Below are 19904 nucleotides of genomic sequence, written 5' to 3' on the forward strand. Positions count from 1 at the left end.
CCGTCACTGCAAGGGAGCAGCCACGTGCACCAGGTGCAACTCGCCGGCCTGACCGTCGACACCCGCCACGCGATCGGCGGCGAGCGCATCGCCTCGGCCGAGACCTTCGACAGCGTCTCGCCCATCGACGGCTCGGTTCTCGCGCACATCTCTCGCGGCGGTGCCGCTGAGGTGGATGCGGCGGTGCAGGCCGCTCGCGCGGCCTTCCCCGCCTGGCGCGACCTCGGGCCGGATGGGCGCGGAGAGCTCCTCCACCGCCTCGCCGACCTCGTGGAGGCGAACCTCGAGCAGCTCGCGAACCTCGAGACCCTCGACAACGGGTCGCTCCTGCGCAGTCACCGCCGCGGGGTCATGCCGCGCGTCGCCATGAACATCCGCTTCTTCGCCGACTGGGCGATCAACAGACTGCACCACGAGGTCTGGCAGACCCGCGGCCACGACAACAACGTCTCGTGGGATCCCTCCGGCGTCGCGGCGCTCATCACGCCGTGGAACGCTCCGCTCATGCTCGCGACCTGGAAGATCGGCCCGGCGCTCGCGGCCGGCGACACCGTGGTGCTCAAGCCCGCGGAGTGGACGCCGCTGAGTGCGAGCGTGTTCGCCGACCTCGCGAACGAAGCGGGCATCCCGCCCGGGGTCGTCAACGTCGTGCAGGGCTTCGGCGCCGAGGCGGGGGCCGCGCTCGTCGCCCACCCCGGCATCGCGCGCATCTCGTTCACCGGCTCGGTGCCGACCGCAAAGGCGATCGCGCGCTCGGCGGCCGACAACCTCACGCCCGTGAGCTTCGAGCTCGGCGGCAAGAGCCCGCTCATCGTCACCGACGACGCCGATCTCGACCTCGCCGTCGACCTCGCCGTCGAGCAGTACGACAACGCCGGCCAGGTTTGCCTCTCGGGCACGCGACTGCTCGTCCACGAGGGCGTCGCCGATCGATTCGCCGAGGCGTTCGCCGCGCGCGTCGCCGCGCTGCGTCAGGGCGATCCCCGCGAGGACGAGACGCAGATCGGCCCGCAGATCCATCGCGTGCACCTCGAGCGGATCGACGGCTTCGTCCAGCGCGCCCGCGAGGGAGGCGCCCGCATCGCCTTCGGCGGCGGCCCCAACGACGAGCTCGGCGGCCTCTACTACCGGCCGACGCTCGTGGTCGACGCGGCGCCGGGCAGCGAGATCCTGACGGCGGAGGTCTTCGGACCCGTCCTCGCGATGCAGACCTTCGCGACCGACGAGGAGGCGGTCGAGCTCGCCAACGGCACCGAGTTCGGCCTCGCCGCGGTCGTCGTGTGCGGCGACCGCGCCCGGGCCGAACGGCTCACCAAGAACCTCGTCGCCGGCACCATCTGGGTGAACTGCTTCTTCGTCCGTGACCTCGCGGCACCCTTCGGAGGCAGCAAGAAGTCGGGCATCGGCCGCGAGGGCGGCACGTGGTCGTTCGACTTCTACGCCGACGTCAAGAACACCGTCTACGCACCGACAGGTTGGAAGGAATAATCATGGGAAGAGTCGTCGGAGCCGCCATTCTGGCTCACGTGCCCACCATCATGCTCCCGCAGGATGTTCGGTACGACCTCAACGGAGGGCACGAGATCAGCCTCGTGCCCGGCCTCAAGCGCCTGCGCGAGGAGGTCATGGAGACCCTCGACTACGACACCGTCGTCGTGCTCGACTCGCACTGGGCGACCACCGTCGAGTTCGTGATCACCGCCCAGGCCGAGCGCAGCGGGCTCTTCACGAGCGAGGAGCTGCCGCGCGGCATGTCGCAAATCCCCTACGCGTTCAAGGGCGACCCCAAGCTCGCGAACCTCACCGCCGGGTACGACGAGAAGAACGGGACGTGGATCACGCCCATCAGCGACCCGCACCTGCCGATCTTCTACGCCACCGTCAACCTCTGGCACTACCTCGGCCGCGGTCTCGACAAGCGCTGGGTCAGCATGTCGGTCTGCCAGACAGCCGAGACGGAGGACTTCCTCCGCGCCGGCCGCGCGCTCGGCGAGGCCATCCATGACAGCGACCGCAAGGTGCTGCTGCTCGCGTCGGGTGCGCTTTCGCACACGTTCTACAAGCTGCGCGACCTGCGCCAGCACGAGGCGAGCGACCCCAGCCACATCTACAGCCCGGAGGCGCGCGAGGCCGACCTCGAGCGCATCGAGTGGATGAAGTCCGGCGATCACGCGCGGATCCTCGACACGATGGACGAGTTCAAGAAGTTCAAGCCCGAGGCGAACTTCAGCCACTGGCTCACGATGGCCGGCGCGACGGGCGAGGGCGCGAACACCGCGAAGGGCGTCATGTACTCGGAGTACGAGAACTCGATCGGCACGGGCCAGGTGCACGTGTACTTCCCCGAGCCCGATGGAGGCTTCCCGCAGCCGCGGGACCTCGTCCTGTCGCGGGAGCGCTGAGCGTGAGCGAGGCGACGAGAACGACGACCGAGTACCGCCGCATCCTGCTCGGGGGCGCGCCCGTCCGGGTCCGCCGCGAGGGCGAGGAGCTCGTCGCCCCCGACGGGCGCCGGGTCGCGATCGCCGAGGCCGTGCACCTCGCGCCGAGCATCCCGACCAAGATCATCGCCGTGCACCTCAACTACGCCAGCCGAACCGAGGAGTTCATGACGCGGCTCCCCGACGCGCCGACGTACTTCCACAAGCCGATCACCGCGCTCAACAGCCACGACGGCGACATCGTGCGACCCGTCGGCTGCAAGTGGCTCAACTACGAGGGCGAGATCGTCATCATCATCGGGCGCACGTGCCGCAACGTGTCGCCGGCCGAGGCGGGCGACTACATCGCCGGCTACAGCGTCGGCAACGACTACGGGCTGCACGACTTCCGCGACACGGATGCCGGCTCGATGCTGCGCGTGAAGGGCTCCGACACCCTCGGGCCCGTGGGCCCCGGCATCGTGGAGGGCTGGGACTTCCGCGGCAAGATGATCCGCACCTACGTCAACGGCGAGCTCAAGCAGGAGGACTCGACCGACAACATGGAGTGGGACATGCACTACCTCGTCGCCGACCTCGCCCGCACGATCACCCTCGAGCCCGGCGACATGATCTTCTCCGGCACGCCGGCGAACTCGCGCCCGGTCGTGCCGGGCGACGTCGTCGAGGTCGAGGTCGAGGGCCTCGGCCGGCTGCGCAACCGCATCGTCGAGGGCCCCGAGCCGATCCGCACCGATGTGGGCGCACAGCCGACCGAGAGCGAGGAGGTCGTCTCTACCGCGCTCGGCGGAGACTGGGAGTTCCGCGGCATCCGCACCCCCTCGAAAGACCTCTACCCGTCCACCGTCCAGGAGGAGGAAGACGCATGATCAAGATCGACGTCGACATGAACAAGTGCCAGCACTACGGCCAGTGCGTGTTCGAGGCGCCCGAGGTGTTCCAGCTGAACGCCGACGACAAGCTCGAGTACCAGGCCCAGGCGCCGGACGAGATGCTCGCCGACCTCGAGGCCGCGGCCGACGTGTGCCCGATGCAGGCGATCACGATCACGCAGGCCTGAATCTCGATGACGGACGCGCCGCTCCTGATCGTCGGAGCCTCGATGGCAGGCCTCCGCACCGCCGAGGGTGCGCGTCGCGCCGGCTACGCGGGCCCCATCGAGTTCCTCGGCGCCGAGGCGCACGCGCCGTACAACCGGCCGCCGCTGTCGAAGGAGCTCCTGCAGACCGAGGGGCACGGGCACGACGAGGTCGCGTTCCCCATCCGCTCGGCGCTCGAGCAGGGCGTCACGTGGACGCTCGGACGCGCGGCCGCCTCGCTCGACATCTCGCGGCGGGTGGTGATCGACGAGGCCGGTGACGAGCATCCGTACCGAGCGCTCGCGATCGCGACCGGGCTGCGCCCCAAGCCGCTTCCCGTCGACGGGCACGCGCTGACGGGCATCCACGTTCTTCGCACGCTCGACGACGCCGTCGGGTTGCGCACCTCTCTGCGCCCGGGCGCGAACGTCGTCATCCTCGGCTCGGGCTTCGTCGGCTGCGAGATCGCGGCGACCGCGGCGAAGAACGGATGCGCGGTGTCGGTCGTCACGCAGAGCGCGGTGCCGCTCGAGCGGGCCCTCGGCCCGGAGCTCGGGGGCGAGGTGCGGCGACGCCACGAGGCGCACGGCGTGCGGTTCTTCCCGCGCGACGGGCTCTTCGGGCTCGTCGGCGACCCCTGTGTCGAGCGCGTCATCCTGTCGAGCGGCGTCATGCTCGAGTGCGACGTGCTCGTCGTGGCGATCGGGTCGGACCCGAACACCGAGTGGCTCGCAGGCTCGGGCCTCGATGTGAGCGACGGCGTGCTCGTGGACGGCGGGCTGCGCGCCCTGACCGCGGAGGGTGCCGTCGTGCCCGACGTCTTCGCGGTCGGCGACGTCGCCCGGTACCCCAACCCGCTGTTCGACGGCGTGGCGCGTCGCGTCGAGCACTGGAACCTGCCGACCGAGACGGGCAAGCGCGCCGGCCAGCTGATCGCCGCGCACCTCGCGGGCGAGAACTGCGAACCGCTCGCGGCCGCCGGGTTCGCGCCCCTTCCGTCGTTCTGGAGCGACCAGTACGACATGCACCTGCTCGCGTTCGGCATGACCTACCTCGCCGACCGCCGAGAGCTCGTCGCCGGCGCGCTCGACGACGAATGCGTGGTCGAGTACCACCGCGGCGACGCCCTCGTGGGCGTGTGCGGCATCGGGATGCGCTCGCTCGTGCAGAGCTACCGCTCGCGCTTCAGCGTGCCGACCGCCGCGGTCTAGCCGGCCTCTGCGTCGAGCGCCGCACGCCAGAGCACGCGCAGCTCTGCCTCGTCGGGAAGCCGCTCGGGCCGGAGCACTTCGTCGTCGGCGACGAAGTAGAAGGCCGCGTCGACGTTCGACAGCGGCAGCCCCCGCCAGCGGGCGTAGGCGAGGCGGTACACGGCGAGCTGCAGCTCCTTCGCCGCGCGATCGTCGGCGTCGCGCGGGGCTCGCCCGGTCTTCCAATCGACGATCTCAACGCGATCGCCGCCGTCCGCGCCCGGCGGCAGCGCGTAGACGGCGTCGATCTTGCAGACCAGGATGCGGCCCTCGAGCGGCACGTGCAGTTCGCGCTCGACCTCGAGCGGCCGACGGGCGGCCCACGGCGAACGCGCGAAGGTCTCCTGCAGCACGGCGAGCCGTTCGCGCTCGACCTCCTCGCCCCCGAGCTCGTCGATCGCTCCTGGCTCGAGCACGAGCCCGTCGACCGAGTCCTCCATCGTCGCGAGCCCGTAGCGCTGCTCGACCCACCGGTGGAACACGGTGCCGAGACGGGTCGCGCGATACGGCCGCTGCGGCATCGGCCGGCGCAGCCGCTCGGCGATGCCGTCGGGATCGGTGACGAAGTCCTTGAGCGTCGAGGCGGCGACGCGCAGCGGAACGGGCGCTCGACGCGCGCCGGCGAGGCGCTCGGCCCGCTCGGCGAGCAGCAGCTCGACATCGTCGTGCCAGGAGCTCGCCGCGTCAGGACTCGCCGCGCGAACGCGCGCGGCCGCGCGCTCGAGCACGGGTCGACGAGCGCCGAGAGGGTCTCCGGGCCACCAGGGCGTCGTGTCGTCGTCGAGCACGAGGGGGTTCGTCTCGTGCTCGCTCGCCTGGGGCACTCGAGGCAGGATGCCCCGCTCGATGAGGGGCGCGAGGAAGGGGCTCGACGGCCGGGGCTTCGACTGGCCCGCCCAGAAGGATCCGGTCAGCAGCAGCCGGTGGCGGGCTCGCGTGACGGCGACGTAGGCGAGCCGGCGCTCCTCGCGCTCGAGGTGCGAGCCGACCTCGGCGCAGAACGCGTCGCGGCGCTCGAGGAGCTCCTTCCGCGTCTCGGCACTGCGCCAGGCGAAGACGGGCAGCTCGGACGCGTCGCCGCGCAGCTCGTAGGGCAGGACTCCGAGGCTGAGCCAGCCGGTCGTGCCGTCCCGCGGCCGCGCCGGCAGCTCGTCGGCGACAGCGCGAGGCACGACGACGTGATCCCACTCGAGCCCCTTCGCCCCGTGGATGGTCAGCACCTGCACCGTGCCCGGCTCCGGGTCCTCGCTGCGGGGCGAGAGGTTGTCGCGCCACTCGGCCTCGCGCAGCCAGGAGAGGAAGCCGCCGAGCGTCGCGTGATCGGCGAGAGCGAGGTACCCGTCGAGAGCGTCGAGAAAGGCCTCGCGGGGGGCGTCGCGCAGCACGCGGGCGGGGTTGGCGACGACCTCGACATCGAGCTGCAGCTCGTGCTCGACGGCCGCGACGAGGTCGGGCAGATCGAGAGCCGTCCGCGATCGCAGCCGCGCGAACAGCCGGCCCGCCTCCCGCAGCCGCTCGCGGCCGACCTCGCTCAGGCGAGCGAGCTGCCCGTGGGTCTCGGGAGCGGTGGCGACGAAGTCGACGGCGTCGACGAGCGAGACGCCGTCGGTGGAGGCGACCGAGGCGCGCATCCGCTCAATGACCTCAGGCGGGAAGGCCCGCTGGGCGAGGTCTCGCTCGCGCAGCCAGGAGGCGATGCCGCGCAGCGCCTCGAGGTCGGCCAGCCCGATGCGCCACCGCGGTCCGGCGAGCAGGCGCACGAGCTCGGTACCCGCCGCCGGATCGTCGACCACGGCGAGCGCGCTCACGAGGTCGGCGATCTCCGGCTCGGCGAGGAGCCCGCCGATGCCGAGCACGTGGAAGGGCACACCGTGCTCGCGCAGCGCGGCGAGGAACACGGGCTGCAGCGTGCGATTGCGCATGAGCATCGCGGCGCTCGGCCGCAGCGGCCGGCCGTTATCGTCGACGGCGCCCGCGCCGAGCCCGTGGGGCGGCTCGGCGAGGCGGGCGGCGAGCCACCGCGCGACGGCGTCCGCCTCCTCCGTCACCGTCTCGAGCTGCACGAGCTCGACGGGCTCCGCGCTCGCGGCGGGGCCGGGGTGCAGGCGCTCGACCGGCACGCCGCCGCGCGCGGTGAGCGGTTCGACGAGCGCATTGGCGACGTCGAGCACGCGTCGGCCGTTCCGCCAGGACGTGCTCAGCGAGTAGCGGGCGACGCCGCCCTCCTCGCCGCGGGCGAATCGACGGGCGAAGTCGTCGAGGTTCGACGCGCTGGCCCCGCGCCAGCCGTAGATCGACTGGTGCGGGTCGCCGACGGCCATGACGGGGAGACCGGCGAAAAGGGACGCGAGCAGGCGTGACTGCGCGACGTTGGTGTCCTGGTACTCGTCGAGCAGGACGACGCGATAACGGTCGCGGACCCCCTCCGCGACCTCGCCATGGCGCCCGACGATGCGCAGCGCGAGGCTCACCTGGTCGCTGAACTCGACGAGACCCTCGCGGGCCTTGACGGCCTGGAAGCGCTCGACGAGATCGACGATCGGGAGGGTGGCGCCGAGCGTGAGGAGGGAGGTCATCCCCTGGGCGCGCTCGTACCGGTCGCCGAGCGGCAGATCGGAGACGCGGAGGAAGTCGGTGATGAGCGTGCGGACGTCTGCGATGTCGGCGTCGTGCTCGGCGACCGCGTGGGCGAGCTGGAGCACGGCCGCGGTGATCCGATCGATCGGCCGGTCGAGATCGGCGAGCCGCGCGTCGTCGGAGCCGGTCACGAGCTGGCGCGCGAGCTGCCAGGCGCTCGCCTCGCCGAGCACCGCACCCTCGGGGTCGCGGCCGATGAGCACGGCGTGGTCGCGGTAGAGGGTGGAGGCGAAGGCGTTGTAGGTCGAGACGGTCGGCTGGGTGAACGCGTCGACGAGCGGGGGCGCGCTCGCATCGCCAGCCATGAGCGGTGTGCGCCCGAGGGCGGTGAGCCGTTCGCGGATCCGGTGCGAGAGCTCGCCAGCGGCCTTGCGCGTGAAGGTGAGGCCGAGAACCTGCTCCGGCGCCACGAACCCGTTCGCGACGAGCCACAGCACGCGCGCCGACATGGTCTCGGTCTTGCCCGACCCGGCGCCGGCGACGACGAGCGCGGGGCCGAGCGGCGCCTCGATGACGGCCCGCTGCTCCGCGGTCGGCCGATGCTGCCCGATGGCGTCGGCGATGTCATCGGCGCTCACGCGGGCTCCGGGCACGGAGGCGATCCAGGTCGTCATCACTCCCCCGTCACGGATGGGACGCGATGGATGCGATGGCGCAAGGCGCCGTAGTCGTAGCGACCGACGGATCGCGCTCCCGTGAGCTCCGCGACGGCGATCGCGGCGACGGCCTGACGCAGTCGCTCGCGGAACGCCTCGAGCCCGGACTCGTCGAGCACCGGCTGGCTCGCCTCGCGGTAGGGTTTGCCGCGCACGCCCTCCCTCACGAACAGCAGTCGGGCGCCCTCCGCGTAGTGCGGCCCGAGCCCGTCGAGGATCTCGTCGAACGCCCCGTCCGCGTAGGCCAGCTGGTACGCGCCGAGCTGCGCGTTCTCGGCCGCACGGGCATCCGTCACTGGCTTGCCGGTCTTGAGATCGATGATCCGCACCGCGCCGTCGGCCCCGCGCTCGATGCGGTCGACAGTGCCCCGGAGCCGCACGCGGTCGACGTCGACCTCGAAGCGCCGCTCGGCGGCGACGAGAGCGCGGCCGGCGCTCGCGGCGTCCTGCAGATAGACGGCGACGCCCTGGGCGTAGCGGCGCGCGAGGCGACGCTGCTGGTCGGCGAGCCAGGGCGACTCGAACACGAGCTCGCTCCAGCGCGCCTCGATCGCAGCCCACACCGCGTCGACGGTCGGGTCGGTCGCGGTCTCCATCGCGCCGTGCACGATCGTGCCGATGCCCATCGCGGGGCTCGACTCCTCGGGCGCGACGCGATCGAGGAACCAGTCGAGCGGCGACGACTCGATCGATTCGAGCTTCGACGGCGAGAGCGCGACGCTGTCTGCCTCGGCGAAGAGGGGCGTCGTCGTCGAGGGCTCGATGAGCCCCCACCACTCCGCGGGATCAGCACCGGGCACCTGAGCGTCGGTGAGGCGCCGCAGGGCGACCGCGGCGTCGGCGCGCGCGGACTCGCCCGCCGCCGGATCGGCGAGGATGCGCCTCAGGTGCCCGACGAGTCGCCTGAGCGAGCGGGGCCTGCCCCTGCGTCGCTCACGGGCGGCCGCGCCACCATCGACGCCGCCCGACGCGTCGCTCGCAGCCGCATCGCCCACTGCCGCGGCGTCGGCGACGACCTGCCACAGGGCGCTGGGCTGCTCGTCGTCTCCGGCGGTCGCCGTCGCGATGAGCTGGTGGCGCGCCCGCGAGAACGCGAGCACGGCCATCCGCAGCTCGTCGTCGAGCACGAGCCGCCGCTCGTCGATGTCGTCGACGGGCAGGCCGCTCGCGAGCCGGCTGATCGCGGGGGCGTGCAGCAGCGACCCGCGGATCCGCAGGTTCGGCCACACCCCCTCCGTGAGCCCCGCGACGATGACGGCGTCGACCTCGAGCCCGGTCGCCGACGCGGGCGTCGTCACGAGCACCGACTCGGCCGTGCGAACCGGGGCGAGCAGGTCGTCGGCGACGTCGCTGTCGAGCACACGGGCGAGGAAGGCTTCGACCGTCGCCTCCGGCACCGTGTCGACGATGGTCGTGGCCGCCGTGAACACGGCGACGATCGCGTCGAGCGCGCGGTCGGCTTCCGCGGCCACGACCCCCGCGCCGGCCGACTGGCGGGCCCAGTCGTCGGCGACGCGCGCGTCGCTCCACGCCGCCCACAGCAGCTCGTCGACGGTGGCTCCTTCCTCATGACGGCGACGGATGCCCGCGAGCGTCCGCGCGACGCGCGCGGCGCGGCGGGCCACGCGATGGTCGATCGTCTCGAGCCGGTCGGGCGCGGCGAGCGCCTCGACCAGCAGCTGGTCGGCCGGGCGATCGCCGTCGCCCGCGAGCTCCTCCGCCCGCAGCGCCCGACGCAGTCGACGCAGGCCGATGCGGTCGAGGCCGCCGAGCGGCCCGAGCAGAAGCTCGGTCGCGGAGGCTGCGTCGAGGGGGTTTCGCGCGACCCCGACGTCGACGAAGCGGATGAGCGCGCGCGCGGCGGGGTGCTCGCGCAGCGGCCGCCCGGCGGCGGTGGTCCGCACGGGGACATCGGCGACGGCGAGAGCGCGCGCGATGAGCGGAACCTGCGCGCCGCTGCGCACGACCACCGCCATGCGCGACCACGGCACCCCGTCCAGCACGTGCCGCTCCCGCAGCAGGTCGGCGACGAGGGCGCGCTCGCGCGCCCCGCTCGGCGCGGTGAGGGCCATGAGGGGCGGATCGAGGGCGGGCGAGCTCTCGCCGTCCGCGTCGCTGTTGTCGCGCTCGCGCCCGGGGAGCGCCCGCCGCTGCCTTCCCGCCGCCGCCGTGCCCACTCGCCCGGCGAGCGACGCGGCAAGCGCGCGCAGAGCGGGCCCGTGCCGGTGGGCCGTGCTGAGCACGAGCGTCGGCAGCGAGGCCCCGGGAGCGGCGCGCTCGACCACGGAGGCGAAGCGCGCGACCGCGTCGGGCTCGGAGCCGCGGAAGGTGTTCGTGGCGACGTCCGGGTCGCCGATGACGATGACGGTCGTACCGCGCGCGGCGAGCGCGGCGAGCAGATCGAAGCCGCTCGGCGTCGCGTCGTGAGCGTCGTCCAGGACGACCAGGCGGGGCGCGGGAGGAGCGGCGGGCAGCGGGTCGCTGATGAGCCCGATCGCGGCGCGCACGAGCTCCGCAGGGTCGACCTGGTCGGCGCGCGCGCCGCCGAGGACCGCACGGTACTCGTCGACGAAGTCGGCGATCGCCGCCCACTCGGGCCGCGAGCGCCGAGCGGCCGCCGCTCGCAGATCGTGCGTGGACCAGTGGTGCTCGGAGAGCCGCGCGATGACGTCGCGGAGCTCGGTTCGGAAGGCGCCGAGCGCGCGGACGTCCGGCCCGAGATGATCGGGCCAGAGCGGCCCCGCCCCGTCGGCGAGGTGCCCGTCGAGCAGCTCGGCGATGTCGGCGTCCTGGTCGGCGCCCGACAGCAGTCGCGGATCGGCAGCCCCCGCGAGCCGCGCCTCGGCCGTCACGAGGGAGTGCGCGAACGACGCGATCGATCGTGCGAGCGGGCCGGGCAGCACGGGCGCCCGCGTCTCGTCGGGCTCCGCGAGGCGCAGGGCGATCCTATCGCGCAGCGCGGTCGCCGATCGTCGCGACGGCGTGAGCACGAGCACCTCGTCCGGCGCGAGGCCGTCCTCGAGCACGGCGCGCGCGACGATCTCGATCGCGACGGTCGTCTTGCCCGTCCCCGGGGCGCCGAGCACGACCGCTCCGCGCCCGCGCCGCGCCTCGACGGCGGCGAGCTGCGAGGGATCGAGCGGGGGCATGTCCTCACGCTAGCGCCGGGCTCCGACACCCTCGCGGCGGCCCGGCCGAGCGCCGGCGGTCCGCTCTCGGTGAACGCCGCGGAACGGCCTCGTGCGCCGGGGTACAGTGACGTTCGTGGACATTCGCATCGGCATCCTCAACAGCCCCCGTGAGCTCTCCTTCGAGACCTCGCAGACCGCCGCCGACATCGAGAAGGCGGTGACCGAGGCTCTCGACGCCGGCACCGTCCTCACTCTCGCCGACGACAAGGGCAAGCACTACGTGGTGCCCGCCGCGGCCATCGGCTACGTCGAGATCGGGTCGGAATCGGCTCGGCGCGTGGGCTTCGTCGGCTGACGATGGAGCTCCTCTACGTCACGGTCATCGGCGCCGCACTCGGCCTCGGCGTGCGCTACGGCGTTCCCGGCCGCGATACGCACGGCCTGCTGCTGATCCCCGCGACAGCCGCGGCCGCGACGGCGGCGACGTGGGTGCTCCTGCTGTGGCTGGGCTTCACCTTCGACGGCGGATGGATCTGGGTCTTCAGCCTGCTGATCGGCCCCGGCGTCGCGCTCGCTTTCGCTCTGCTGCTGCCGCCGCGTCGGCGCGAGGCCGACGACGCGCTGCTGGCGCGCCTGATGGCGCCGGGCGGGATGCCCGCACCGGCCCGCTCCGTCTGATCGGCGCGCAGACCGCCCGGTACGCCTTCGCGGCCTAGGCCGTGAGCCCGAGGCGGTCGAGCCGCCGGGTGTGCTCGGCGATCAGTTCGGTGAACACGGGCTCGATCTGCGCCTCGTCGCGGGTCCGATCGGCGTGCAGCACGAGCGCCGACCTGGCTTGCAGCATGGTGTCGCCGACGAGCCGCCGGCACCACAGCGCGAGCCGGGAGGAGAGCCGCGGATTCGCGGCGATGGCGCGCTCGACGATCGCGTGGAGCGGCCTCTCGATGTCGCCATCGCCGAGCACGGCCTCGACCCGCTCGCGCGAGTCGCGCGGAAGACCGGCGCCGAGCCTGATCCAGAAGTCGGTGAGGAAGCCGATCGCGACGTGCGCGCTCGCGACCTGCTCGTGCCAGTCCGCCCCCATCGTCCGTCGCTCGAACTCCTGGACGCCCGCGAGGTGGGGCTCCATGATCCCCGCCGGATCGAGCTTCATGCGCTCCATCTCCGCGATGAGCCCCCGGTAGCGTGAGAGGACCGTCGCCGCTGCCGCGGCGAGAAGATCCTTCTCGGCGACGCGGGGGGCGTTCGCGACCGCGTGGCTCAGCTGCTCGAAGAAAGTGAGGTGCAGAGCGGCGCAGTGGCCGAGGAACACGTCGGTCTCCGGGGTCAGCTCGTGCAGATCGACGCGAGTCGCCGCAGTGGACGTGTCTCGCGCGGGGAGCGTCGGCGCCGGCACGCGCGGGCTGGTGCGTCGGAGCCACGGGGTCACGCGCACAGCCTAGGCGATGCGCTCGTCGGCGGTAGCGTGAGCCCTCCGGGTAAAGTGGGCCGTACCAAATACCAGACAAGGCGAACCTTTACGTGACTTTCACCGATCTGGGCATCGAGACCGACCTGGTCGACGCCCTCGCGAGCCAGGGCATCATCGAGCCCTTCCCGATTCAGCAGCAGACCATCCCCCTCGCTCTCACGGGGCAGGACATCATCGGTCAAGCCAAGACCGGTACGGGCAAGACGTTCGGCTTCGGCCTCCCCCTCGTGCAGCGCCTCGGCCTGCACCCCGCGCCGGGCGTCAAGGCGCTCATCGTCGTGCCGACGCGCGAGCTGTGCGTCCAGGTGACGGAGGACCTCGAGCTCGCGTCGAAGAACCGCGACGTCAAGATCGTCTCGATCTACGGCGGCAAGGCCTACGAGGGGCAGATCGAGCAGCTCAAGGCCGGCGCGCAGATCGTCGTCGGCACTCCCGGTCGCCTCCTCGACCTCGCGAGCCAGCGGCTGCTGAGCCTCGCCAACGTCGAGGTCATGGTGCTCGACGAGGCAGACAAGATGCTCGATCTGGGCTTCCTGTCCGACATCGAGAAGCTCTTCTCGCAGACCAAGCCCACGCGCCACACGATGCTCTTCTCTGCGACGATGCCCGGCCCGATCGTCGCCCTCGCGCGCCGCTTCATGAACCGGCCCATCCACATCCGCGCGACGGACCCCGACGAGGGCCTCACGCAGGCCAACATCGAGCACATCGTGTACCGCGCGCACTCGCTCGACAAGGACGAGGTCATCGGCCGGATCCTGCAGGCCGAGGGCCGCGGCAAGACCGTCGTCTTCACTCGCACCAAGCGCGCCGCCGCGAAGCTCGTGGAGGAGCTCAACGACCGCGGCTACAGCGCCGGCGCCGTGCACGGCGACATGACGCAGGAGGCCCGCGAGCGCTCGATGGCCGCGTTCAAGGCCGGCAAGAAGGACATCCTGATCGCGACCGACGTCGCCGCGCGAGGCATCGACGTCAACGACGTCACGCACGTGATCAACCACACCGTCCCCGACGACCACGATGCCTACCTGCACCGCGTCGGCCGCACGGGCCGTGCGGGCAAGACCGGCATCGCCGTGACCTTCGTCGACTGGGCCGACATGCACAAGTGGGCGCTCATCAACCGCGCGCTGGAGATGGGCATCCCCGAGCCGGTCGAGACGTACTCGTCGTCGCCGCACCTGTTCGCCGACCTCAACATCCCCGCCGGGTCGAAGGGCCGCCTGAAGGCGACGCCGATCCCGAAGGCCGAGAAGGACGCCTCCCACCCGCCGCGCGAGCGCTCGAGGTCGCGCTCGGGCGGCTCGACCGAGGGGTCGACGCGCGACGGGTCGCGTCCTCCGCGCGAGCGTCGCCGTAGCGAGCCCGCCGACCGCACCGAGGCGGATGCTCCCGCCGCGTCGCCCGCCGCCGACGGCTCGACCCCCGCGGCGAAGCGCCGTCGCCGCCGTCGTCGCTCGGGCGGCTCGGGCGGAGCCGGTCAGGCCGGGTCGGGCGAGGGCTCGGCCGCCGCGCAGTCCTAGCGCGACCCTGCGCGGAGGAGCTCGCGCTCCGCGGATTCCTCACGGATGGGAATGACGGAGGGTCGGAGCAGGTTGTGCCTTCGCGGCCACCTCCGCGCATCCCCGATCATCCGCCTCGTGCACCGGAGAACCGTGACCTCTTCCCGCTCCCCCGAGACCGCCGGCACCCCGGCGCCTCAGCCGGTCGAGGGGCCCGACCAAGCGCGCAACATGCTCGTGATCCGGCTCCTGCTGGTCTCGGCCTTCGTCGTCATCCTGAACGAGACGCTCATGGGCGTCGCGATCCCGGAGCTCATGGAGGATCTGCGGATCACGGCGTCGGCCGCGCAGTGGCTGACGACGGCCTTCATGCTGACGCTCGCTGTGGTCATCCCGATCACCGGGTTCCTCATGCTGCGCTTCTCCACGCGGCGCATGTTCCTCGCCGCGATGTCGCTCTTCACGATCGGCACCGCGATCGCGACGGTCGCACCCGGCTTCGAGGTGCTACTCATCGCCCGCATCGTGCAGGCGAGCGGCACCGCGATCATGATGCCGCTCCTCTTCACGACCGTCTTCGCGCTCGTGCCGGCTCACATGCGGGGGCGCGTCGTCGGGAACATCTCGATCGTGATCTCGGTGGCGCCCGCGCTCGGCCCGACCGTCTCCGGCGCCATCCTCTCGATCGCCGACTGGCGCTGGCTCTTCATCACGATGATGCCCTTCGCGATCGGCGCGCTCGCCCTCGGGGCGGCGCGCATCGTGAACGTCGGCGAGCAGCGTCCCGTCCGCCTCGACGTGCTCTCCGTGGTGCTGTCGATCCCCGGCTTCGGCGGCCTCGTGTACGGGCTGAGCCTGCTCGGCGAGCGCGGCGGCGGCCAGTTCCTGCCCGGCCTCCTCGCCCTCGGCGTCGGCATCGTCGCGATCGGGCTCTTCGCCTGGCGACAGGTCGTCCTGCAGCGCACGGACGGCGCGCTGCTCGACCTGCGCACCTTCGCCTCGCGCGAGTTCGCGCTCGCGATCGCGGCCGTCTCGATCGCCTCGATGGCGCTCTTCGGGGCGATCATCCTCATCCCGCTCTACGTGCAGGACGTCCTGGGCGCGGAGGCCGTCATCTCAGGCCTCCTCATCCTGCCCGGCGGACTTCTCATGGCGTTCGCGGCCCCGTTCATCGGCCGTCGCTACGACCGCGTCGGTCCGCGCTCGCTCGTCATCCCCGGGGCGATCGTGCTCTCCGCATCGCTGTGGAGCATGACCATGTTCGCGGAGACGACGCCGCTGTGGCTCGTCGCGGTCGGGAACCTCGGCACGAGCCTCGGCCTCGCACTGCTGTTCACTCCGCTCATCACGAACGGCATGTCGTCGCTCACCCCGCAGCTGAGCTCCTACGGCAGCGCGATAATCGGGACGGTGCAGCAGGTGTCGGGGGCCGCCGGCATCGCGCTCTTCATCTCTGTCTCCTCGGCGTTCGCCGGGCCCGGCGGCGCCGCGACCGACTCGGTCACCGCCGAAGGGGTCCGCGCGGCCTTCGCGGTCGGCGCGGTCATCGCGCTCGTCACCATCCCGCTCGTCCTCATGGTTCGCCGCGCCTCCGCCGTCGCCCCGACGGGCCACGCCGCTCACTCGGCCGCGAGCACCGCCGAGAACTCAGCGGGCAGCACGACGTTGTCGGGCGCGCCGACGAAGAAGGGCGCCACCTCCTCCGGGTCGTGACCGGCGATCCCCGTGCCGATGGGGGTGACGAGGAAGCGCAGCTCGGGGTGGTAGGTCGCGAACTCCAGGAGCGTCCTCACCTCGTCCTGGAGCACACCGAGACCGCTCATCGTGTCGACGGCGTACGAGCGGCCGTGAAGACCGTGCCCCTCGCCCCACACCGCCCCGAAGCGTTCGAGCGCGGTCCTGGCCGCTCCGCCCGCATGCCAGCCGTCGGGATTGGAGCCGAAGACGAAGATCTCGTTCGGGCCGAGCTCGGTGATCACGCGTCATCGCCCCCGGTCGTCGCGCCGACGCGAGCTCGCCCCGCATCGGCATGGACACGACGGTACGCCGCTTCCCGCGGCGAGATCGGCGAGCGCCCTCAGGCGCGCTAGGAGCGCTCTGCCGCGATCCCTCGCGACCGAGCGACGATCGCCTCGAACGCCTCCGGGTCGGTCGTGTTCTCGGCCAGCCGGTTCGGCTTGCCGTCGCCGTGGTAGTCGCTCGACCCCGTCATGACGAGGTCGTAGCGCCGCGCCCAGTCGCGCAGCGTCGCACGGCCCTCTTCGGTGTTCTCGCGGTGGTCGACCTCGAGGCCGACGAGACCGGCGTCGACCAGCTGCTCGAGCATCCCCTCATCGATCACCGCCTCGCGGCCGCGCGTCGCGGGGTGCGCGATCACCGGGGCGCCGCCGGCGTTCGCGATGATGCGGACGCCGTCGAGCACGGTGGGCGCGGCGTGCGGGAGGTAGTACCCGGCGCGGAAGTGCAGGATCGACTCGAAGGCCTCGCTGCGCGTGCGGACGATGCCCCGGGCGACGAGCGCATCGGCGATGTGCGGTCGGCCGATGGAGACGCCGCCCGACTGCGCGAGCACGTCGTCCCAGGTGACGTCGTAATCCTCGGCGATGCGTGAGACCATGCGCTCGGCGCGCGTGAGACGGTCATCGCGGATTCTGCCCGTCTCCGCCACGAGGTCGGCGTCGTTCGGGTCGAAGAGGTAGCCGAGCACATGGACGCTCCGCCACTCGAACCGGGTCGAGAGCTCCATGCCGCGCACGATCTGCAGCCCCGACCCGGCGGCGGCCGCGACCGCCTCGTCCCACCCGGCGGTCGAGTCATGGTCGGTGATCGCGAGAGTGTCGAGCCCGGCCGCGAGCGCCGCGCGCACGAGCTGGGTGGGAGTCTCCGTGCCGTCCGAGACGCTGCTGTGGCTGTGCAGGTCGATGAGGGGGCGCGGCATGCTCATCATGCTACGCAGATGACGGTCGGGCTCCGCTCGGCGCGTACCGGGCATCCGCCCCCGATCGCTCTCGATCAAGCGGGATAGGCTCACGACGTCATGATTCGCCGTTTCGCCGCCGCCGCCCTGCTTCTCGGCGTCGGCGCGGTGCTGCTCGTCATCGCATGGCCGAGCCTGTTCGGGCTCGCGGGGGCTCCCGTCATCGCCCAGCTCGTCTCGCTCCGCGGCCTCACCTCGCTCGTCGCGATTCTCGTCGCGATCAGCCTCCTCATCATCGCTGCCGTGTGGGCGGGGGGCCGGCGTTTCCTCGCCGGCCTCGCGGTGATCGCGCTCGGGTTCACCGCGATCAATCTGGCGGTCCTCTCCAGTCGCGGCTTCGGGTCGGATGCCCCGCCCGCGCCCGCCGACGACGAGCTCGTCGTCCTCGCCTGGAACACTCTCGGCGACGCGACCGGCTCGGACGCCATCGCCGCTCTCGCCATCGCCGAGCAGGCCGACATCGTGGTGCTGCCCGAGACGACGGAGGAGACCGCGGTCGCCGCCGCCGAGTCGATGCGGGCGAACGACCGGCCGATGTGGGTCCACACGCTCGAGTTCGACCCCGAGCTCGAGCTCAAGGCCCGCTCGACGAGCGTTCTCATCTCCGTCGAGGTGGGAGAGTACGCGCGCGACGACTCGGTCGGCTCGACGACGGTGCTCCCGAGCATCGTGCTGCGGCCGATCTCCGGCGACGGCCCCACCATCATCGGCGTGCACCCGATCTCCCCCGTGCCTGGCGAGCTCGAGAACTGGCGGGCCGACCTCGCGTGGCTCGACGGAGTGTGCGAGGGCGAGCGCGTCATCATGGCGGGAGACCTCAACGCCACCGCCGATCACTTCACCGTGACCGACTCGGGGCTCGGGCTGGGCTCGTGCGTCGATGCCGCTCTCGAGACGGGCGACGGGGCCGTGGGCACATGGCCGACGCGTCTCCCCCCGCTGCTCGGCGCGCCGATCGACCACGTCCTCGTGACTCCCGACATCGAGATCCGCTCCTTCCGCGTGATCACATCCGAGGACGGCGCGGGCAGCGATCACCGACCCGTGGTCGCCCGGCTCCTCCCCTGATCGAGCGCTGACGCGAGCATCCCCTCCCCCCGCCCCGCGGCGAGTGGGAGGATGGGCGCATGGCTGAGACCGACCAGAAGGATGCCCCGCGCGCGACCGCGAACCGCTCGACCACTCCCGGCTCCGAGGCCTTCAAGACGTACATCTCGCAGGGCTGGGCCGAGCGCCCGAGCCGGGCGGGCGGTGCGCGCGAGCAGGCAGCCTTCGCCGCCGAGCGCCGCGCCCGCATCTCCGCGCTGCATCCGACCGCTCGCCTCGTGATCCCCGCCGGCCCGGCCAAGCAGCGCTCGAATGACACCGACTACCCCTACCGCGCGCACTCGGCGTTCGCGCACCTCACCGGCTGGGGCTCGGACACCGTGCCGGGCAGCGTGCTCGTGCTGGAACCGCGCACGAGCGGTGCAGGCGAGCCCGACGGCCACGACGCCGTGCTGTACTTCCGTGAGGCCGCCGGCCGCGACTCGGACGAGTTCTACGCGAACCCCGAGATCGGCGAGTTCTGGACGGGCCCTCGCCCGACCGCCGACGACGTCGCCGCCGACCTCGCACTCACCACGCGCGGTCTCGACGCATTCGAGAGCATCCTCGACGCCGTCGACGCCAACACGATCCTGGTGCGCGAGGCAGACCTCGCCATCACCGAGCGCGTGGATGCTCAGCGCTTCCTCCTCACCGGCCTGGACGAGTCCCCCGCCGATGCCGACGCCGACCCCGAGACCCTCGCGGGCGAGCTCGCCGAGCGCGACGCCGACCTCGCGCGCGACGTGAGCGAGATGCGGCTGGTGAAGGACGCGTTCGAGATCGAGCAGATGCGCCTCGCGGTCGCCGCGACGCAGCAGGGCTTCGAGGATGTCATCGGCGACCTGCCCGAGATCACGGCGCACCCTCGCGGCGAGCGACTCGTGGAAGGCACCTTCGACCGCCGCGCGCGGGCCGAGGGCAACACGGTCGGCTACGACACGATCGCCGCGAGCGGCCCGCACGCGTGCATCCTGCACTGGACGCGCAACGACGGCCCCGTCCTGCCCGGCGACCTCATCCTCATCGACGCGGGCGTCGAGCTCGAGAGCTACTACACGGCCGACATCACCCGCACGCTCCCGGTGAGCGGCACCTTCACCGAGGTGCAGCGTCGCGTGTACGAGGCCGTGCGCGAGGCGGCCGACGCCGCGTTCGCGATCGTCCGACCGGGCGTCCGCTTCCGCGAGATCCACGCCGCAGCGATGGAGGTCGTCGCCCGCCGGACCGCCGAGTGGGGCCTGCTGCCGGTCTCCGCGGAAGAGGCGCTGCAGCCCGACGGCGGTCAGCACCGCCGCTACATGGTCCACGGCACGTCGCACCACCTCGGGCTCGACGTGCACGACTGCGCGCAGGCGCGCCGCGACCTGTACCTCGACGGCGTGCTCGAGCCGGGCATGGTCTTCACGATCGAGCCGGGCCTGTACTTCCAGCCCGACGACCTCACCGTGCCCGAGGAGTACCGCGGAATCGGCGTGCGCATCGAGGACGACGTGCTCGTGACGGCCGATGGCTGCGAGAGCCTGTCAGCGGGCATCCCGCGCACCGCAGACGAAATCGAGGCGTGGATGGCGCGCTCGGCGCGCTGAGCCCCGGGAGGCCAGCCGCGGCGATCGCCCCTGGTGCTGGCCCGAACGCAGGAGGATACTGGCGCCACCCCGCCATGGCCTCGAG

General features: G+C 72.3%; 16 protein-coding genes. 11 read left to right on the plus strand and 5 right to left on the minus strand.

Annotation, left to right across the window (positions count from 1 at the left end):
• Positions 1–24: 24 nt before the first annotated feature.
• Genes FHX53_RS06995 through FHX53_RS07015 form a run of 5 tightly spaced genes read left to right on the plus strand, consistent with a single transcriptional unit; the run spans position 25 to position 4731 of the window.
• The gene (locus tag FHX53_RS06995; RefSeq protein ID WP_182490649.1) at positions 25–1488 is read left to right on the plus strand and encodes an aldehyde dehydrogenase family protein; all 1464 of its coding nucleotides are present in this window, start codon (positions 25–27) and stop codon (positions 1486–1488) included.
• 2 nt (positions 1489–1490) lie between these two features.
• Positions 1491–2402: a DODA-type extradiol aromatic ring-opening family dioxygenase gene (locus FHX53_RS07000; protein WP_182490650.1), complete on the plus strand. Its 912-nt coding sequence runs from the start codon at positions 1491–1493 to the stop codon at positions 2400–2402.
• Between the two features lie 2 nt (positions 2403–2404).
• Entirely contained in the window at positions 2405–3310 is a 906-nt protein-coding gene (locus FHX53_RS07005; protein WP_182490651.1) for a fumarylacetoacetate hydrolase family protein, read from the plus strand.
• Positions 3307–3501 carry a ferredoxin gene (locus tag FHX53_RS07010; RefSeq protein WP_220476284.1) on the plus strand — a complete coding sequence of 65 codons (195 nt, stop codon included), beginning with the start codon at positions 3307–3309 and terminating at the stop codon, positions 3499–3501. Before FHX53_RS07005 ends, FHX53_RS07010 begins: the two co-directional genes overlap by 4 nt.
• A 6-nt stretch (positions 3502–3507) precedes the next feature.
• Complete coding sequence (locus tag FHX53_RS07015; RefSeq protein ID WP_182490652.1) at positions 3508–4731, plus strand: NAD(P)/FAD-dependent oxidoreductase; 1224 nt, start codon at positions 3508–3510, stop codon at positions 4729–4731.
• On the opposite strand, the gene FHX53_RS07020 is transcribed toward FHX53_RS07015, so the two are convergent.
• A complete protein-coding gene (locus FHX53_RS07020; RefSeq protein ID WP_182490653.1) occupies positions 4728–8021 on the minus strand; it encodes an ATP-dependent helicase in 3294 nt (1097 codons plus the stop codon). The genes FHX53_RS07015 and FHX53_RS07020 overlap by 4 nt on opposite strands.
• Positions 8021–11212 (minus strand): ATP-dependent DNA helicase, encoded by a 3192-nt coding sequence (locus FHX53_RS07025; protein WP_182490654.1) that lies wholly within the window; start codon positions 11210–11212, stop codon positions 8021–8023. The genes FHX53_RS07020 and FHX53_RS07025 overlap by 1 nt, the downstream gene beginning before the upstream one ends.
• A gap of 115 nt (positions 11213–11327) precedes the next feature.
• Here FHX53_RS07025 and FHX53_RS07030 point away from each other — a divergent pair, with 115 nt between their 5' ends.
• Together FHX53_RS07030 and FHX53_RS07035 are read left to right on the plus strand one after the other, a co-directional pair.
• The gene (locus FHX53_RS07030) at positions 11328–11549 is read left to right on the plus strand and encodes a DUF3107 family protein (RefSeq protein WP_182490655.1); all 222 of its coding nucleotides are present in this window, start codon (positions 11328–11330) and stop codon (positions 11547–11549) included.
• 2 nt (positions 11550–11551) lie between these two features.
• Positions 11552–11872 carry a hypothetical protein gene (locus FHX53_RS07035; RefSeq protein ID WP_182490656.1) on the plus strand — a complete coding sequence of 107 codons (321 nt, stop codon included), beginning with the start codon at positions 11552–11554 and terminating at the stop codon, positions 11870–11872.
• Positions 11873–11906: 34 nt separating this feature from the next.
• Here FHX53_RS07035 and FHX53_RS07040 read toward each other — a convergent pair whose 3' ends face one another.
• The gene (locus tag FHX53_RS07040) at positions 11907–12623 is read right to left on the minus strand and encodes a ferritin-like fold-containing protein (protein ID WP_182490657.1); all 717 of its coding nucleotides are present in this window, start codon (positions 12621–12623) and stop codon (positions 11907–11909) included.
• Between the two features lie 92 nt (positions 12624–12715).
• Here FHX53_RS07040 and FHX53_RS07045 point away from each other — a divergent pair, with 92 nt between their 5' ends.
• Together FHX53_RS07045 and FHX53_RS07050 are read left to right on the plus strand one after the other, a co-directional pair.
• Entirely contained in the window at positions 12716–14188 is a 1473-nt protein-coding gene (locus tag FHX53_RS07045) for a DEAD/DEAH box helicase (protein ID WP_182490658.1), read from the plus strand.
• Positions 14189–14320: 132 nt separating this feature from the next.
• Entirely contained in the window at positions 14321–15880 is a 1560-nt protein-coding gene (locus tag FHX53_RS07050; protein ID WP_343050892.1) for a DHA2 family efflux MFS transporter permease subunit, read from the plus strand.
• Here FHX53_RS07050 and FHX53_RS07055 read toward each other — a convergent pair.
• Positions 15787–16146 carry an A1S_2505 family phage non-structural protein gene (locus tag FHX53_RS07055; RefSeq protein WP_182490659.1) on the minus strand — a complete coding sequence of 120 codons (360 nt, stop codon included), beginning with the start codon at positions 16144–16146 and terminating at the stop codon, positions 15787–15789. The genes FHX53_RS07050 and FHX53_RS07055 overlap by 94 nt on opposite strands.
• A gap of 107 nt (positions 16147–16253) precedes the next feature.
• Complete coding sequence (locus tag FHX53_RS07060; RefSeq protein WP_182490660.1) at positions 16254–17105, minus strand: PHP domain-containing protein; 852 nt, start codon at positions 17103–17105, stop codon at positions 16254–16256.
• Positions 17106–17204: 99 nt separating this feature from the next.
• Between FHX53_RS07060 and FHX53_RS07065 the strand changes: the two genes are divergently transcribed.
• A complete protein-coding gene (locus FHX53_RS07065) occupies positions 17205–18212 on the plus strand; it encodes an endonuclease/exonuclease/phosphatase family protein (RefSeq protein ID WP_182490661.1) in 1008 nt (335 codons plus the stop codon).
• 59 nt (positions 18213–18271) lie between these two features.
• Positions 18272–19819 (plus strand): aminopeptidase P family protein, encoded by a 1548-nt coding sequence (locus FHX53_RS07070; protein WP_182490662.1) that lies wholly within the window; start codon positions 18272–18274, stop codon positions 19817–19819.
• The last annotated feature ends 85 nt before the right edge of the window (positions 19820–19904 follow it).

The sequence above is a fragment of the Microcella alkalica genome (assembly GCF_014137945.1).
Classification (GTDB): Bacteria; Actinomycetota; Actinomycetes; order Actinomycetales; family Microbacteriaceae; genus Microcella; species Microcella alkalica.

Coding starts and splice junctions, on each gene's coding strand:
- FHX53_RS07000 (WP_182490650.1), top strand. CDS start 1,491: ATGGGAAGAGTCGTCGGAGCCGCCATTCTGGCTCACGTGCCCACCATC.
- FHX53_RS07010 (WP_220476284.1), top strand. CDS start 3,307: ATGATCAAGATCGACGTCGACATGAACAAGTGCCAGCACTACGGCCAG.
- FHX53_RS07015 (WP_182490652.1), top strand. CDS start 3,508: ATGACGGACGCGCCGCTCCTGATCGTCGGAGCCTCGATGGCAGGCCTC.
- FHX53_RS07020 (WP_182490653.1), bottom strand. CDS start 8,021: ATGACGACCTGGATCGCCTCCGTGCCCGGAGCCCGCGTGAGCGCCGAT.
- FHX53_RS07025 (WP_182490654.1), bottom strand. CDS start 11,212: ATGCCCCCGCTCGATCCCTCGCAGCTCGCCGCCGTCGAGGCGCGGCGC.
- FHX53_RS07035 (WP_182490656.1), top strand. CDS start 11,552: ATGGAGCTCCTCTACGTCACGGTCATCGGCGCCGCACTCGGCCTCGGC.
- FHX53_RS07060 (WP_182490660.1), bottom strand. CDS start 17,105: ATGCCGCGCCCCCTCATCGACCTGCACAGCCACAGCAGCGTCTCGGAC.
- FHX53_RS07065 (WP_182490661.1), top strand. CDS start 17,205: ATGATTCGCCGTTTCGCCGCCGCCGCCCTGCTTCTCGGCGTCGGCGCG.
- FHX53_RS07070 (WP_182490662.1), top strand. CDS start 18,272: ATGGCTGAGACCGACCAGAAGGATGCCCCGCGCGCGACCGCGAACCGC.